The organism is Saccharothrix sp. S26 (assembly GCF_021390395.1).
Classification (GTDB): domain Bacteria; phylum Actinomycetota; class Actinomycetes; order Mycobacteriales; family Pseudonocardiaceae; genus Actinosynnema.
This window is the reverse complement of sequence record NZ_JAJUWT010000012.1, coordinates 112,600-127,630: the sequence shown is the minus strand read 5'-3', so window position 1 is coordinate 127,630 and position 15,031 is coordinate 112,600. Positions and strand designations below refer to the sequence as shown.

Sequence of the window (15,031 nt, the reverse complement as noted above, 5' to 3'; positions counted from 1 at the left end):
GCTCAGCCGGGGACGGACCGGGCGAACGCGAACGCGCCGTCGGGGTCGTAGCGCGACTTCACCGCGCGCAGGCGGTCGGCGTTGGCCCCGTAGTACGCGGTCAGCCAGCCAGCCAGCCAGCCAGCCAGTCGGGCTGGGCCGGGTCGGGTCGGGGAAGTTCGGGTACACCCGGCCCGTGCCCCACGGGTGCGCGATGGCCCACGCGGCGGCGAGCCGGTCCAGCCCCTCGTGCCCGCGCCGGGCCGCGCCGTTCGGCCTCACCAGGACGGTGTGCTTGACCAGGAACGCCGGGTCGCGGTGGGCGAACGCGGTGGTGTCGGGGGCGACCCGACCGTACGCGCCACGCCACGGCGTGAAGGCGATCTCGCGCAGTTCGCCGTGCTCGCGGTCGGCGGTGAGGTGCGCCGGCAGCGCCGCCACCACGTCGTCGGGCAGCGGTCGGTCGAAGAACTCGGTCTTGGCGGTCTGCATCCCGGGCCGGTCGTGCACCAGCGGCCGCGCCGGGTGCCGCGACACACCACCGGCCCGGACCACGGGCCGTCCCAGCACCAAGACCGCCATCCGACACCCCTTCGCGGGCAGGTCCCCCGATATACCAGGAGGTCGTGACCGCGAACACCGACGATGCCGCAGGTGCGCGACGCCGTCGCCGCAGCGGGTTTCAGCCGGCGGTGGCGAAGTCGCGGTCGGAGCGCGGGAACCGGTCGGGCCGCAGCACGACGACGTCCGTGCGGTGGCGGGCGAACCAGGCGGTGAGCGTGCCGGTGACGTCCACGAGGTCGTTTTCGGTGTGGGGCTCGCCGTCGGCCACCATCCGCAGGAACCTCGCGCGGGGGCCGGACCAGTCCCGCGCCGTGCCGGCGTCCACGCCCGGCCCGATGACCGCGAAGTCCGGGCCGAGCACGTCGTCGAGCAGCCGCCGCACGCCCCCGACGACCACCTCCGGCTGCGGGAACATGACGCGGCCGTCCGGCAGCGCGGGCAGCGGCTTGAACTCGAAGTGGCGCACCAGGCGGCGCACCCGCGGCACGGTCTGCACGGCCCGCAGCACCACATCCCGTACGAACGCGGCGACCCTGTTGCGCACCAGGAACACCCGGCCGAGCCGCACGCTGGTGCGGGCCATCGCCTCGGTGTGCGGGCGGCGTTCGGCCTCGTAGGTGTCCAGCAGCGTGTCCGGGGCCTGCGACCGCAGTGCCAGGGCGAGCTTCCAGGTGAGGTTCGCCGCGTCACGCAACCCGCTGCACAGGCCCTGGCCCAGGAACGGCGGCATCTGGTGGGCGGCGTCGCCGAGCAGGAACACCCGCCGGTCCCGCCAACGCTCGGCGACCAGGTGGTGGAACGTGTACACGACGGCACGCGTGACGGTGAAGCGGTCCGGGTCGACGTAGGGCGCGACGAGCCGGGCGACCGCCGCCGGGCTCGTCACCTGCGCGGGATCCTCGTCCGGGCGGAGCATGAACTCCAGCCGGTAGGTGTCGAACGCACCGGGCGAGACGAACGCGGGCCGCCGCCAGTCGCAGACGAACGTGGTGTGCGGCACCCGCACCGCGTCCGGGCCCACCTCGCCGGAGACCGCGAGCCACGGTTCGGCGTAGGACGTGCCGGTGAGCGTGATGCCGGCCGCGACCCGCGTGGTGCTGCGGGCACCGTCGCACCCCAGCACGTACCGCGCGCGCACCTCGGTCTCGGTGCCGGTGTCGAGGTCGCGCAGCACGACGGTGACGGCCCGGTCGTCCTGGGTGAGCCGCATCAGCTCGACGCCGGTGCGCAGGGTGACGTGCGGGAACCGGTCGAGCCCGGCGCGCAGGGCGGCTTCGAGGCGCGGCTGGTCGAAGAAGTGCAGCGCGGCGCTGCCCAGGCCGAAGTCGACCTCGTCCAAGGCGACGGTGGCGAAGACCCGGCCCTTGGCGTTGACGTACTCCGCGCGCCGCGGCGCGTACATGTCCTTCGCGACCTCGTCCAGCAGACCGGCCTGCTGGTAGATCCGCAACGCCTCGTCGTCGCAGGAGAACGCGCGTGGCTGCCGGTGCGGCGCGGTGTCGCGTTCGACGACGAGGGTGCGCACGCCCCTCGTGCCGAGCAGGTTGGCGGTGAGCGCGCCGACCGGCCCGCACCCGACCACGACGACGTCGAACTCCATGTGTCCTCCTCCTGGTGTTTGGGTGACATGCCAGCGGAGGGCTGTTGGGGTTCTGTGGGATCAGCGTGGGAACCGCACCCTGAGCAGGGCGCAGCCCTGCGCCTCGGCCAGCCGTGCGCCGGTGTCGAGGTCGGCCGGGTCGTCGTTGGCCAGGCCGCGGACGCGGTGCAGCTCGGCGGTGAAGACCCGTTCGCCGGTCGCCTCGGCCACGGCGAGGCCCTCGTCCGCCAACGCCGACGCGGTGGCGTGACGCCCGACGGCCAGGTGGGCGTCCGCCATCGCGGCGAGGGTGATCGTGCGGGTCGAGCGCAGGCCGAGCCGGTGGATGCCCTCACGGGCCGCGCGCAGGGCATCGAGGCGGCTGACGTCCCCACCGCGCACGGCCGCCCACTCGGTGTAGAAGTCGGCCGTGGTGACGAAGTGCGGCATGTGTTGACGCGCACCGATCTCCCGGCACCTCTCGGCGGCGGCGAGGACGGCGGCGACGTCCTGCTCCTGCAAGGCGGCCCACGCGGCGAACAACGCGGCGTTGGCCCGCCCGTACGGGTCCTCGGCGCGTTCGGCGAGGGCACGTGCGGCGGCGATGTCGGCCCGTGCCGCGTCCGCGTCACCGCGCAGGGATCGCACCAGGGCCCGGAAGTCGTAGGTCGCGAGCGTGGGCGTGCGCCCGACCCGCGCGGCCAGTTCCCGGGGCTCCAGCTCGCGCAGCCGGTCGATCGCGGCGGTGAGGTGGTCGTCGGCCTCGGCCAGGCGGCCGGTGAAGTAGCCGACCACGCCCAGCAGGTAGCGGCCCGCCGCGCCGATCACGCCGTCGGCGGCCGCGAGGCGACCGGCCAGGTCCTCGGCGACGACGAACTCCGCGCGGTTGCACGCCAGCTCGCCCAGCGCCCACAGGGCCGGGCGCACGTCCGTGTCGGGGCCCACGCGGGTGAGCAGGTCGAGGGCGCGGGCGGCGGCCGCGTCGACCGCGTCGCTGCCGATGCCGACGGTGATCTGGAGCAACGACGTGCGGTGCAGCTGCACGGCCAGCTCCCGGTCGGGGTCGGTGAGCAGCCCGGCGGCCCGGTCCAGGTGCGCCAGGGCGTCCTCGTAGGCGAGGCGGCGGGTGGCGTCGTCGGCGGCTTCGAGCGTCCAGCGCAGGTGGTCGTCCTCCCGGCCGCGCGCCCGGCCGTAGTGGTGGGCCAGCTCCGCCGGGGTGAGGGCGTGCGCGCCGGCGTCCGCGAGCCGGGCGTGCAGGTCGGCGCGGCGGGTGGGGGTGAGGTCGGCGTAGGCGGCCTCGGCGAACAGCGGGTGCCGGAAGCGCACCACGCCGGGGCCCGCTTCAACGACCAGGTGGGCGACGTCCGGGGTGAGCCGGACCCCGGAGGCCGTGACGGCTTCGAGCAGGTCCACGTCCAGGTCCCGCCCCGCCACGCTGAGCACGTCGAGCCAGTCGCGGGTGCGGTCGTCCAGGGCGTGCAGCCGCAGGCGGACGGTGTCGCGCACGCTCGGCGGAGGTGAACCCGTCCCCTCGGCGGAGGTGAGCAGTTCGGTGAGGAAGAACGGGTTGCCGCCGGTGCGGGTGAGCAGGTCCAGCACGAGGGCGGCCGGTGCGGGCGCGCCGGTGTGCCGGCGGACCAGGTCGGCCACCGCGTCGGCGTCCAGCCCCGTCGGTCGCAGTTGCCGGTGGCCGGGGCTGCGGGCCAGGTCGGCGAGGGTGGCGACCAGGGCGGGGTCGTGCTCGTAGGGGCGCAGGGTGGCGATCACCAGCGCGCGGGAGGTGTGCAGGGTGGTGGCCAGGTAGCGCAGCAGGAGCAGCGAATCGGCGTCGGCGGCGTGCAGGTCGTCCAGCACGAGCACGAGGCCCGCGGGGCGGGCGGCGGCCTGGACCAGGGCCGAGACGGCGTCGTAGGTGCGGAAGCGGGCCGTGGGGTCGACGTCGGTGGCCGTGGTGGCGCCGGTGCGGAAACCCGCCAACGCCGGGTCGTCGCTCGTGGGCGGTGCGAGGGTCCGCACGACCTGGGTCCACAGCCAGAACGGTGGCGTCTGGCCGAAGTCGGGGCAGCGCCCCCAGGCGACCGGGATGCCGGCGGCGGTGGCGTGCCGGGCGACGGCATCGGCGAGGGTGGTCTTGCCGATGCCCGCCTCGCCGACGATCGCCGCGAACCGGCCGCCGGACCGGACCGACGCCGCGAGGAGGTCGGTCAGAAGGGTGATCTCGGCCGTGCGGCCGACCAGGTCGGCCCGCGGGTCCGCGGGATGCGGATCGGGGAGGTCGGCGGGTGAGGTGGTGCGGCCGCGGTCAGCCGTTGGTGTGGTTCGGCGGTCGGGTGGGCCTTGGTCCACCAGCGCGGGCACCGAGTGGGTCAGGATGCGGTGGTGCAGGTCGCGCAGCAGGTCACCCGGCTCCACGCCGTGCTCGTCGGCCAGCACCCGGCGGCCCTCGTCGTACGCGGCCAGCGCCTCGGTCTGCCGACCCGCCCGGTAGAGCGCGAGCATCAGCTGCGCGCGGGCGTTCTCCCGGTCCGGGTGCGCGGCCACGAACTGGCGCAGCTCCGGCAGCACGGCCAGGTGCCTCCCGGCGGCGACCGCGGCGGTGAAGCGGCCCTCGCCCGCCGCCGTGCGGGCTTCCGCGAGGCGGACCGCGTCCGGTCGGACGGCGGTCAGGTCCGCGGCGGCCACGTCGCCGCGCCACAGCGCCAACGCGTCGGCGTAGTGGCGTTCGGCCGCCTCCCACGCGCCGTCCGCGAGCGCCCGCGCGCCCTGACCGGCCAGCGACGTGAAGCGGACCGCGTCCACGGCGTCCGGCGGCACGCTCAGCTCGTAGCCGCCGGTGTGACCGCGCAGCAGCTCGGCCGGCGCGCGTGGACCCCGTTCCGGTTCGAGGGCACGGCGCAGGACCGCCACGTACGAGCGCAAGGTGACCTGCGCGCCCGACGGCGGCCGTCCGTCCCACAGCGCGTCCACCAGCCACTCGGCGCTGACGAACCGGTTGGCGCGCAGCACCAGCAGCGTCACCAGGTCGCGCTGCCTGGGTCCGCCCAACGCCACCGGCACGCCGTCGCGCTCCACCCGCAACGGCCCCAGGACCCCGAACCGCACGGCGTCGAACACCCGCAGAGGGTAACCGGGTCGGGGCGGCCGCACGGGCGGGAACGACAATGGAGGACATGACGACACCTCAGGTCGCCAGGCCCTCGATCCTGACCGTGGACGACGACCCGGGCGTGTCCCGGTCCGTGGCGCGCGACCTGCGCCGCAAGTACGGCGAGAACTACCGGATCGTGCGGGCCGAGTCGGGGCCGCAGGCGCTCGACGCCGTGCGTGAGATCAAGCTGCGCGGCGAGGAGGTGGCGGTCCTGCTGGCCGACTACCGGATGCCCGGCATGAGCGGCATCGAGTTCCTCGAAGCCGCGATGGACCTGTTCCCCGCGGCGCGGCGGGTGCTGCTCACCGCCTACGCCGACACCGACGCGGCGATCCGCGCGATCAACGTCGTCGACCTCGACCACTACCTGCTCAAGCCGTGGGACCCGCCGGAGGAGAAGCTGTACCCGGTGCTGGACGACCTGCTCAGCGCGTGGAAGGCGGCCGACCGCGGCCCGGCCAGGCAGGTCCGGGTGATCGGGCACCGGTGGTCGTCGCGGTCCTACGAGGTGCGCGACTTCCTGGCCCGCAACTCCGTCCCGTTCCGCTGGCACGCGGTGGACGACGCCGACCCCGAGGTCGGGCGGCTGCTCACCGCGTGCGGTGAGGACGGCGTGCGGCTGCCCGTGGTCATCACCGCCGAAGGTGAGACGCTGGTGGAGCCGACCGACGCGGAGCTGGCCGCCCGGGTCGGCCTGACCACGCGGCCGTCCACCGACTTCTACGACCTGATCGTGGTCGGCGGCGGCCCGGCCGGGCTGGGCGCGGCGGTCTACGGCGGCTCGGAAGGGCTGCGCACGGTGCTGGTCGAGCGGCGCGCCACCGGCGGCCAGGCGGGCACCAGCAGCCGGATCGAGAACTACCTCGGCTTCCCCGACGGCGTGTCCGGCGAGCAGTTGACCGACCGGGCCCGCCGGCAGGCGCTGAAGTTCGACGTCGAGGTGCTGACCGCGTGCGACGTCGTCGGCCTGGAGGCCCGCGGCGCGGCACGCGTGGTGCGGCTGGGCGACGGCACGGAGCTGGCCGCGCACACCGTCATCCTCGCCACCGGCGTGTCCTACCGGATGCTGGACGCGCCGGGCCTCGACGGGTTGACCGGCCGGGGCGTGTTCTACGGCGCGGCCACCACCGAGGGCCCGGCCTGCGCGGGCCAGGACGTCTACCTGGTCGGCGGGGCGAACTCGGCGGGCCAGGCCGCCCTGTACTTCGCCGCGCACGCCCGGCGGGTCGTGCTGGTCGTGCGCGGCGACTCGCTGGCCCGCTCCATGTCGCACTACCTGGTCGAACAGCTCGCCCGGGTCGACAACGTCGAGGTGCGCACGTGCACCGAGGTCGTCGGCGGCACGGGGGAGCAGCACCTGGAGACGGTGACGCTGCGGCACACCAAGACCGGCGAGACGACGACCGTGCCGACGTCGTGGCTGTTCGCGTTCATCGGCGCGGCCCCGCACACCGACTGGCTGGACGGCACGCTGGCCCGCGACGAGCGCGGGTTCGTGCTCGCCGGACCGGACCTGGTCACCGACGGCCGCCTGCCCGACGGCTGGGACCTCGACCGGCCGCCCTACCACCTGGAAACCAGCCTGCCGGGCGTGTTCGTGGCCGGTGACGTGCGCGCGGACTCGGTGAAGCGGGTGGCCTCGGCGGTCGGCGACGGCGCGATGGCCGTGTCGCTGGTCCACCGCTACCTGGAGAGGTCCTGACGTGGAGAACCTGACGGTCGACGACCTGCGCGGGCTGTTCCTGTTCGAACACCTGTCGGAGGAGCAGCTCTCGTGGCTCGTCGCGCACGGCCAGGTGGAGACGCACGCGGCGGGCACGCAGGTGTTGCGCGAAGGCCAACCGGCGACCTGCTTCTTCGTGCTGCTGGACGGCACGGTGGCGCTCAGCCGGATCATCGGCGGCCAACGCGTCGAGACCAACCGCACCGACCATCGCGGCGCGTACTTCGGCGCGACGCAGGCGTACCTGGGTGCGGACGCCGAGGCCGCCACGGTCTACCAGATGACCGCCGACGCCGTGACCGACGTGCGGCTGTACCAGTTGCCCGCGCACGACTTCGGCGCGATGTTCCGCTCGTGGTTCCCGATGGCCATCCACCTGCTGGAGGGCCTGTTCTTCGGCATGCGCAACACCGAGCGGATCGTCAGCCAGCGGGAACGGCTGCTCGCGCTGGGTTCGTTGTCGGCCGGGCTGACCCACGAGCTGAACAACCCGGCCGCCGCCGCGGTGCGGGCCACGGGCGCGTTGCGCGAGCGGGTGGCGGGGATGCGGCACAAGCTGGCGCTGCTGGCGAGCGGGTCGATCGACCCGGCCACGCTGCCGGTGCTGGTGAAGTTGCAGGAGAGCGCGGTCGAGCGGGTGGCGAAGGCCCCGAAGCTCAGCCCGATGCAGACGGCCGACCTGGAGGACGAGGTCGCCGACTGGCTCGACGCGCACGGCGTGGCGGCCGGCTGGGACCTCGCGCCGGTGCTGGTCGCGGGCGGGCTGGACGTCGAGTGGCTCGACCGGGCGGCGGCGCTGTGCCCGCAGACCGCCACCGAGGCCGCCGTGCGCTGGCTGGCCTACACGGTGGAGACCGAGACGTTGATGAACGAGATCGAGGACGCCACCACGAGGGTGTCCACGCTGGTCGGCGCGGCCAAGCAGTACTCGCAGGTCGACCGGGCCCCGTTCCAGGTGGTCGACGTGCACGAATTGCTCGACTCCACGCTCGTGATGCTGGGCGGCAAGATCGGCGACCGCGTGCGCGTGGTCAAGGACTACGACCGGTCGCTGCCGCCGCTGCCCGCGTACCCGGCCGAGCTCAACCAGGTGTGGACGAACCTGATCGACAACGCGGTGGCCGCCATGGACCGCGACGGCACGTTGACCGTGCGCACCTGCCGTGCGGGCGACGACCTGGTGGTGGAGGTCGGCGACACCGGCGCGGGCATCGCGCCCGAGGTGAAGGGGCGGATCTTCGAGCCGTTCTTCACCACCAAGGCGGTCGGCGAGGGCACCGGGCTGGGGCTGGACATCTCCTGGCGGATCGTGGTCGAGCGCCACCACGGCGACATCCGGGTGGAGTCCGAACCCGGTGACACCCGCTTCCGGGTCCACCTGCCGTTGACGCCACCACCGACCGAACCTCCGCGCGACGGCGCGGCCTGAGCCTGCTCGACGGCGATCCGGACCGGTCAGAGCGGCGGGTGCATCGCGAGGTAGGCCGCGATGGTCTGCTCGGCCGGCCCGTCGGCGACCACCCGACCGCCCTCGAACAGGACCACCCGGTCGAAGCCCGCGAGCAGCTCCAGGTCGTGCGACACCACGACGACCTGCTGCGGCAGGTCGTGGATCAGCCTGCCGATCCGGCGCCGGTTGCGCAGGTCGAGCAGGGTGGTGGGCTCGTCGAACACCACGTGCTCGGGCTCCAGCACGAGCACCGCCGCGATCGCGAGCAACTGCTTCTGGCCACCGCTGAGCAGGTGTGCCGGGTGGTCGCGGAACTCCGCCAGGCCGTAGGCGGCGAGGGTGTCGGCGACCCGCCGGTCGATCTCGTCGCGCGCCACCCCGTGGTGCTTGAGCCCGAACGCGAGGTCCTCGGCCACGGTAGGCATCACGATCTGCACGTCGGGGTCCTGGAAGACGAACCCGACCCGGCGGCGGACCGCCTTGCCCTGCTTGCGGGTGTCGAGGCCGTCCACCCGCACCCGGCCCTCGGTGGGCACCAGCAGGCCGTTGAGCAGGCGCGCGAACGTGCTCTTGCCGGAGCCGTTGGAGCCGATGACGCCCACGCGCTCCTCGTCGAGCCGCAGGTCGACGTCCCGCAGCACCCGGCGGTCGCCGAACCGGTGGCCGACGCCCTCCAGCTCGATCGTCACCTGGCGACCTCGGCCCGCGGTTCGATCAGCGGGTACGCGCGGCGCACCGCGACGGCGGCGAGCGAGCCGATCACGACCTTGATCGCGTCACCGGGCAGGAACACCACCGAGCTGGTGATCGCCCGGCCCAGCGGCAGGCCCGCCGCGACCGCCATCCACGGGATGCCGATGACGTAGAGCACCAGCGCGCCGCCGACCGCGTTGCACAGCAGCGCGACACCGAGGTTGTACCGCCGCCACAGCCGTTCGGTCAGCAGGCCGACCACGAACGCGCCCACCGGGTAGGCCAGGATGAAACCGCCCGTCGGACCCAGGACCACGCCGAGACCGCCGCGGCCACCCGGCAGCACCGGGAGCCCGACCAGGACCAGCACGACGAACAGCAGGATGGCCAGGCCGCCCCGGCGGGCGCCGAGGATCGACCCGGCGAGGATCACGCCGAGGGTCTGGGAGGTGAACGGGGCGGGCACGAGGGGCAGCTCGATGAGCGGGAAGAAACCCAGCACGACCATGATCGCCGCGAACAGCGCGATCAGCGCGATGTCTTTCGTCCGCACCCCGGACCCCTTCCCCTGCGCACCGCCGGAAATCCCGGGCCGGTTCGCCGGGATCATAGCCGGCTCGCGATGCGGTCCCGGCCGCGTCCCAACCGGCGGGTGAACGCGGCGGCACTGCCGCGAAACCTCGGCCCGTCGAGCCGCTACGAGCGCCGGCGCGGCGGCTCCGCGTCGAGGCCGCGGGCGTCGAGCGCCTCGCCCAGGCCGTCGGCCAGCCGCAAGGTCTTGATCAGCAACGGGGTCAGGAACGCGAAGCTGCGCTCGACGCCGCGGGCCTTCTGCGCCGCGCGCACCTGGTCGGCCTGCTCCTTGATCACCGGGATGAACCGGATGGTCAGCGCCACGAGCAGCCCCACCCGTTCCGGCCGCACGCCCAGTGGCCGCAACGGGCCCAGCGCGACCTCGATCGCGGTGATCATCGCCGACGTGCGGGTGGTGAGCGTCACCAGGTTGGCCAGCAGCACCAGCACCAGGATCCGCACGCCGACCAGCACGGCGGTCCGCCAGTCGGTCAGCACGAGCTGCGCGACGAGGATCAGCGCGGTGAACGGCAGCACGGGCCGCAACTGGCCCCACGCGGTGCGCCACGGCACCCGTGCCACCGCGTAGAGCGCGACCACCACCGCCAGCGTGATCCCCAGGCCCGGCAGCGACCGCACGAAGAACAGCCCCGTGCCCACCGCGAACAACGTCAGCAGCTTCGCCCCGGCGGGCAGGGCGTGCACCGGTGAGCGGGCGTCGTGGTAGAGGCTGAGCATGGCCCATTCCTACCGCGTGAGACGCGGTCGTGGTTTCGCCGACCGCCCGAAATGGGTGCCACCGATGGCGGCACCCGTTTCGGGCGGCGCACGTTACCGGCGCTGTTCGTCGGTGCCTTCGGTCAGCAGGTCTTGCGCAGGATCGCGCCGGAGGTGCCGGCCAGGGAGACCTGGTCGACCCGGGTGCCGCGTTCGTTGAGGTGGTCGCCGTCGAGGGGGACGGTGACGGACCGGGTGTCGGTGCGGTTGGCGTTGACCACGACCGTGCCGCAGGTGAAGTCGCGGAGGTACAGGTTCGCGCCGACCGACTTGTAAGGCCCGATGGGTGTGCCGAGGTCCCAGTCGTACTCGGTGCGCCAGGGGGTGGGGTCGCCGTAGCCGTCGGTCTGGTCGATGCTGGCGATGGCGGCCTTGTCGCCGGTGGCGAGCAGGTAGCTGGCCAGCGCGAAGCGGTAGGGCCGGTCCGCGCCCGCGGTGTGGTGCGGCTGCACCCAGGTGATCTTGCCCCGGGCCTCGTTGGAGGTGATCTCGGCGACCTGCCTGCTCCAGCCCTCGGGGTACTCCGAGAGCAGGTCGTTGTCGTTGAACGTCAGCCACCACTCGTCGAAGCCGCCGTCGAGGTGCTCGGTGTAGGCGTCCCAGGCGCCGGCGTGCAGGCGGGCGTTGGACAGGTTCGCGACCGTCTTCAGCCCGGCGGCGACGAAGTCCTCGCGGGTGTTGGCCAGCATCGACTTGTACGCGTCCTGGATCGCGGCGTCGGTCGGGTACTTCGCCGGGCACACGCCCTGGTGGTAGGCGTCGCAGGGGAACAGCGCGTTGTCCATGAACACGCCGTCGAACCCCGCTTCGGTGCTGCTCTCGATCACGTTCGCCGCCCACGCGTCCTGGTAGGCGGTGTTGCCGACGTCCATCTGCCAGTGACCGGAATAACCCGAGTACTCGAACCGGCGGCCGTTCGGGTCCAGCAGGAACCACTCGGGGTGGTCTTTTTCGGCCTGGCAATAACCGACACCGGTCGGCAACTGTGCGTCGTCCACGCCGTTACGGCACGCGTACGAACGCGTGGAAGACAAATCCTTGTAGACGAACACCTGGACGGCCGGGTTCGCCGCCTTCAGCTTCCCGACGAGGTCGCCTTCCCACGCGTTGAGCACGATGTACGCGCGCCGGCGCGCCTCGGTGGCCAGCACCTCGTCGGAGACCGGTGTGCTGTTCATGTGCAGCCAGAACGACTGGATGGTGCTACCTCCGCTGACGGCGGGCTGCCCGGCGGCGCTGGTCGCGTGGGACGGCACGGCGACCGCCGCCGTCAGGGCGCAGGCGACGACGGGTAGCAGTATGCGGGCCCGGGCGCGGCGCGCAAGCCGATGTCGGACGCGGTCATGGCGATTGAGCAGGGACATGCCGGACTCCCGGTTTGCTGCGGGCGTCACCCACCGTCGGCACGACGAAAAAGCGTGTGAGTGCGACAGAAATGGGCGCGCCCGCCCTCGTGTCGGTAGCGCAAAGATCACTTACCAGCCGGTAGGTGATTGCGCGACGGCAGTAAAACCGTTACTCGTCCGGCAAGTCAAGTAACGCACGCCACACCACGCACGAATCGCGCGTCTCTATTGGCCGTGGCAATTCGGTCAACTGTTTAACGATCACGGCACGCCGGTGCGACAGGTGGAGAGGAGCCACTGCGGGGGAGGAGGAGTGGCCGAGCACGGGCGCTTTCGACCTCGCCGGTGCCGCGCATCACCGCGGCCGCGGGTCTCGGGCCGAGGGAGCCGGGACCCGCGCGGCGCGGCGGTTCGGGTGCGGGGATCGGGGGTGGTGCCGGCTGATGGGCGGCCGCGCGGTCGTTCGTCGGCAGGGCGGCGGCGAGGAGCCCTGGGGCAGGGCAGGGCTCCTCGCCGGGACAGCAGGTCAGGTGCCGGAGACCTCCGCCGCGCCGATCGGCACCCGGCTCCCCTCCGCCGCACGGCACAGCACCCGGTCCACGACGTCGGCCAGGACGGTGTCCGGGGCGGGGTGGCCCAGTGGGGCCCGCCAGGCGACGAAACCGTCCGGGCGCACCAGGACCACCCCGTCCGGTCCGATGCCGTAGCGGGAGCTGAACACGCCGTCGATGTCGCGCAGTTCGTCGCCGATCCGGTGGCAGGTGAGGCCGAGGCCCGTGCGGTCGGCGACGGTCGCGGCCGCGGCGCCCCACCCGACCGCGGTCGGGCCGGTGAGCAGCACAAAACCTTCGCCGAACAGGTCGAGCACCGACAGTTGCGCGTCACGGCGGCGCAGGACCAGGTGCGGTGCTCGGCTGCCCGGCCTGCCCGAGGGGTGGTCCGGGTCCTCGACCAGGCACTCGTCGGTGTCCACACCGTCGGACGCGGTGTCGGGTTCCGGTATGAACGCGCCGTCGCGGTAGGCGTAGCCGAAGATCGTGTTCCGCTGGGCGGTCGGCGCTCCACCCACCTCGCCGCGCCGGCGGCCCTGGCCGAACTCGTAGCGCCGGAGCGCTTCACGGGTGGTCCGCCGCGCCACGGGCAGGCGTTCCACCTCGTAGGTGTCCAGCAGCGACTCACCGGCCGTCCCGAGGTGGACCAGGGCCAGCTTCCACGCCAGGTTGAACGCGTCCTGCACCCCGGTGCTCGCCCCGAACGCCCCGATCGGCGGCATCACGTGCGCCGCGTCGCCCGCCACGAACACCCGCCCGACCCGCACCGTCCGCGCGACCTGGGCCGAGACCTCCCACGGCGTCCGGGACACCCGGTCCAGCCGGACGGGCACGTCGACGCCCAACGCGGCCCGCAGCAGCTCCCCGCACCGCTGCTCGGTGTAGCCGGCCGGGTCCTCGTCGTGGCCGATCGAGATCGAGAACCGCCAGTGCCCCCGCTGGTCGAGCGGGGTGAGGGTGCCGCGCACGGTGGGGTTGTGCAGGATCATCGCGATGACCTTGCGGCCGGCCAGCGGTCGGGACAGGTCCGCCTGGAAGTACACGGTGAGCAACCGGGTCAGCGCACCCGGCCCGTCGTGCGGGATGCCGAGCATCGCCCGCACCGGGCTGTGCGCGCCGTCGGCGGCGATCACGTGCCGCGCGGTGACCTCGTGCGGCCGTCCGCCCACGCGGTCGCACAGCAGGGCGGTCACGTGGTCGCCGGCGTCACGCAGGTCGCGCACCTCCGTGCCGAACCGCACGTCCACGCCGAGGTCCACGGCCCGGTCGCGCAGGAGCGGTTCCAGTTGGTTCTGGTCGATGGTGGCCCAGTCGCACGGGGACAGCGCGCCGACGTCCTCGTTGAGCGCGGTCGGCAGCCGCAGGGCTTCCGGCGCGGCCACGGTGGGCGCGTGCGCGACCACGGTGTGCCCCTCGATCGGCGAGCGGGTCGCCCGGATCGCCGGCTCCAGGCCGACGGCGCGGTAGAGCTCCATCGTGCGCGGGTTGACGACGCGGGCCTTGGGGTCGGTCGACGTGCCGGTGTGGCGTTCGGCCAGCACCACCGGGATGCCCCGCCAGGCCAGGAAGATCGACGCCGACAGGCCGGTCAGCCCGCCGCCGACAACGAGCACGGGTGTGGTGGTCTTCGTCATGGTCGGGCTTCCCATCGGTAGAACTCACGGGCCATCGCGTCACGCGGTTCGCGCCAGGTGTCCGGGTCGTAGGCGCGGACGTGCGGGCGCAGCTCGTCGCTGATGCGCCGGAACTCGGGGTGGTGGCGGTGGGCGGACACGGCCTGCTCGACCGGCTGCGCGCCCTCGACGAGGTGGAGGTACAGCTCGCCGAACTGGAACAGGCTGCGCCCGCGCACGCCGATCAGGCCCGGCAGGTCGGTGTCCTGGTCGGAGTGGCGGAACACGTCGGCGATGCGGGCGGCCGCGCCCGGGACCATGCGGGCCACGATCAGGGTGCGGTGCACGCGCGCTCCTCGACCAGTTGCTTGATCCGCGCCAGCTGCACGCCGCTGTTGTGGTTGATGCGCCGGGTCATGGCGGCGTCGTCCACCGGCGCGTCCGGCTTCATGGCGAAGTCCTGCACCCAGCGCAGGCGCACCCCTTCGGCGGTCTCGTGGTAGGTCCAGCGCAGGCGCATGTGCTCGAACGGCCCGGTTTCGAGGCGACGGGCGGTGACCGTGCGGGTGGCCGGGTCGGCGACGCGTTCGGAGACCCAGCTCCACACCCGGCCCTGGTCGTCGGGGTGCGTCGTCAGCCGCATCACCACGCGGTCGCCGTCGCGCTCCAGCACCTCCACCGAGGCGTACTCGCTGAACAGCCGCGGCCAGCCCTCGACGTCGTTGGTGGTCGACCAGACCAGGTCGAGCGGCGCGGCGATGGTGATCTCGTTGTCGGTGTGCCCCGGGACGTCCCGGGGCGGCGGCAGCAGGGCGAGCAGCTCGCGTGGCGAGTGCTCCGGGCAGATGTCGGCGTCGGCCGGCGCGCCGTGGCCGCGCTGGAGCTCCGCCACCACCCCGAGGACGCCGAGGGAGTCGATCCCGAGGTCGGTGAACGTCACCCCGGCATCGCCCACCTGCTCGTCGGTGACGGTCACGCCGGTGCACCTGCTGATCAGTGCCGCCAGGTCGCCCGCGGTCAGCGTCGTGCCCATCT

The 15,031-nt window shown here is 73.4% G+C and carries 12 protein-coding genes; 2 read left to right on the top strand and 10 right to left on the bottom strand.

Annotated features, from left to right (window positions below):
- Positions 1–2 precede the first annotated feature (2 nt).
- The 3 genes from LZG04_RS41870 to LZG04_RS20720 all read right to left on the bottom strand — a co-directional run bounded on the left by LZG04_RS41870 (position 3) and on the right by LZG04_RS20720 (position 5,236).
- Entirely contained in the window at positions 3–104 is a 102-nt protein-coding gene (locus LZG04_RS41870; protein ID WP_267937221.1) for a BBE domain-containing protein, read from the bottom strand.
- A gap of 557 nt (positions 105–661) precedes the next feature.
- Complete coding sequence (locus tag LZG04_RS20725; protein WP_233819401.1) at positions 662–2,143, bottom strand: bifunctional 3-(3-hydroxy-phenyl)propionate/3-hydroxycinnamic acid hydroxylase; 1,482 nt, start codon at positions 2,141–2,143, stop codon at positions 662–664.
- 60 nt (positions 2,144–2,203) lie between these two features.
- The gene (locus LZG04_RS20720) at positions 2,204–5,236 is read right to left on the bottom strand and encodes a BTAD domain-containing putative transcriptional regulator (protein ID WP_233819400.1); all 3,033 of its coding nucleotides are present in this window, start codon (positions 5,234–5,236) and stop codon (positions 2,204–2,206) included.
- A gap of 56 nt (positions 5,237–5,292) precedes the next feature.
- Between LZG04_RS20720 and LZG04_RS20715 the strand changes: the two genes are divergently transcribed.
- Both LZG04_RS20715 and LZG04_RS20710 read left to right on the top strand, forming a co-directional pair.
- Positions 5,293–6,972, top strand: coding sequence for an FAD-dependent oxidoreductase (locus LZG04_RS20715; protein ID WP_233819399.1), 1,680 nt, complete (start codon positions 5,293–5,295; stop codon positions 6,970–6,972).
- 1 nt (position 6,973) lies between these two features.
- The gene (locus LZG04_RS20710; protein WP_374202841.1) at positions 6,974–8,422 is read left to right on the top strand and encodes an ATP-binding protein; all 1,449 of its coding nucleotides are present in this window, start codon (positions 6,974–6,976) and stop codon (positions 8,420–8,422) included.
- Between the two features lie 26 nt (positions 8,423–8,448).
- Here the strand turns inward: LZG04_RS20710 and LZG04_RS20705 are convergent, their stop codons facing one another.
- From LZG04_RS20705 to LZG04_RS20675, 7 genes are all read right to left on the bottom strand, one after another.
- Positions 8,449–9,132, bottom strand: coding sequence for an energy-coupling factor ABC transporter ATP-binding protein (locus tag LZG04_RS20705; protein ID WP_233819398.1), 684 nt, complete (start codon positions 9,130–9,132; stop codon positions 8,449–8,451).
- Positions 9,129–9,689: a biotin transporter BioY gene (locus LZG04_RS20700; RefSeq protein ID WP_233819397.1), complete on the bottom strand. Its 561-nt coding sequence runs from the start codon at positions 9,687–9,689 to the stop codon at positions 9,129–9,131. Before LZG04_RS20700 ends, LZG04_RS20705 begins: the two co-directional genes overlap by 4 nt.
- Positions 9,690–9,832: 143 nt before the next feature.
- Positions 9,833–10,447 carry an energy-coupling factor transporter transmembrane protein EcfT gene (locus LZG04_RS20695; protein WP_233819396.1) on the bottom strand — a complete coding sequence of 205 codons (615 nt, stop codon included), beginning with the start codon at positions 10,445–10,447 and terminating at the stop codon, positions 9,833–9,835.
- A 122-nt stretch (positions 10,448–10,569) separates the two neighbouring features.
- Positions 10,570–11,742 carry a putative glycoside hydrolase family 15 protein gene (locus LZG04_RS20690; protein ID WP_233819395.1) on the bottom strand — a complete coding sequence of 391 codons (1,173 nt, stop codon included), beginning with the start codon at positions 11,740–11,742 and terminating at the stop codon, positions 10,570–10,572.
- A 616-nt stretch (positions 11,743–12,358) separates the two neighbouring features.
- Positions 12,359–14,017 carry an FAD-dependent oxidoreductase gene (locus LZG04_RS20685; RefSeq protein ID WP_233819394.1) on the bottom strand — a complete coding sequence of 553 codons (1,659 nt, stop codon included), beginning with the start codon at positions 14,015–14,017 and terminating at the stop codon, positions 12,359–12,361.
- Positions 14,014–14,343 carry a TcmI family type II polyketide cyclase gene (locus tag LZG04_RS20680; protein WP_233819393.1) on the bottom strand — a complete coding sequence of 110 codons (330 nt, stop codon included), beginning with the start codon at positions 14,341–14,343 and terminating at the stop codon, positions 14,014–14,016. The genes LZG04_RS20685 and LZG04_RS20680 overlap by 4 nt, the downstream gene beginning before the upstream one ends.
- Positions 14,328–15,029 carry an SRPBCC family protein gene (locus LZG04_RS20675; RefSeq protein ID WP_308199205.1) on the bottom strand — a complete coding sequence of 234 codons (702 nt, stop codon included), beginning with the start codon at positions 15,027–15,029 and terminating at the stop codon, positions 14,328–14,330. Before LZG04_RS20675 ends, LZG04_RS20680 begins: the two co-directional genes overlap by 16 nt.
- Between the last annotated feature and the right edge of the window lie 2 nt (positions 15,030–15,031).

Excerpts from the sequence above, each read along its gene's own strand:
- LZG04_RS20725 (WP_233819401.1), bottom strand. The coding sequence starts at position 2,143 with ATGGAGTTCGACGTCGTCGTGGTCGGGTGCGGGCCGGTCGGCGCGCTC.
- LZG04_RS20715 (WP_233819399.1), top strand. The coding sequence starts at position 5,293 with ATGACGACACCTCAGGTCGCCAGGCCCTCGATCCTGACCGTGGACGAC.
- LZG04_RS20695 (WP_233819396.1), bottom strand. The coding sequence starts at position 10,447 with ATGCTCAGCCTCTACCACGACGCCCGCTCACCGGTGCACGCCCTGCCC.
- LZG04_RS20685 (WP_233819394.1), bottom strand. The coding sequence starts at position 14,017 with ATGACGAAGACCACCACACCCGTGCTCGTTGTCGGCGGCGGGCTGACC.
- LZG04_RS20675 (WP_308199205.1), bottom strand. The coding sequence starts at position 15,029 with ATGGGCACGACGCTGACCGCGGGCGACCTGGCGGCACTGATCAGCAGG.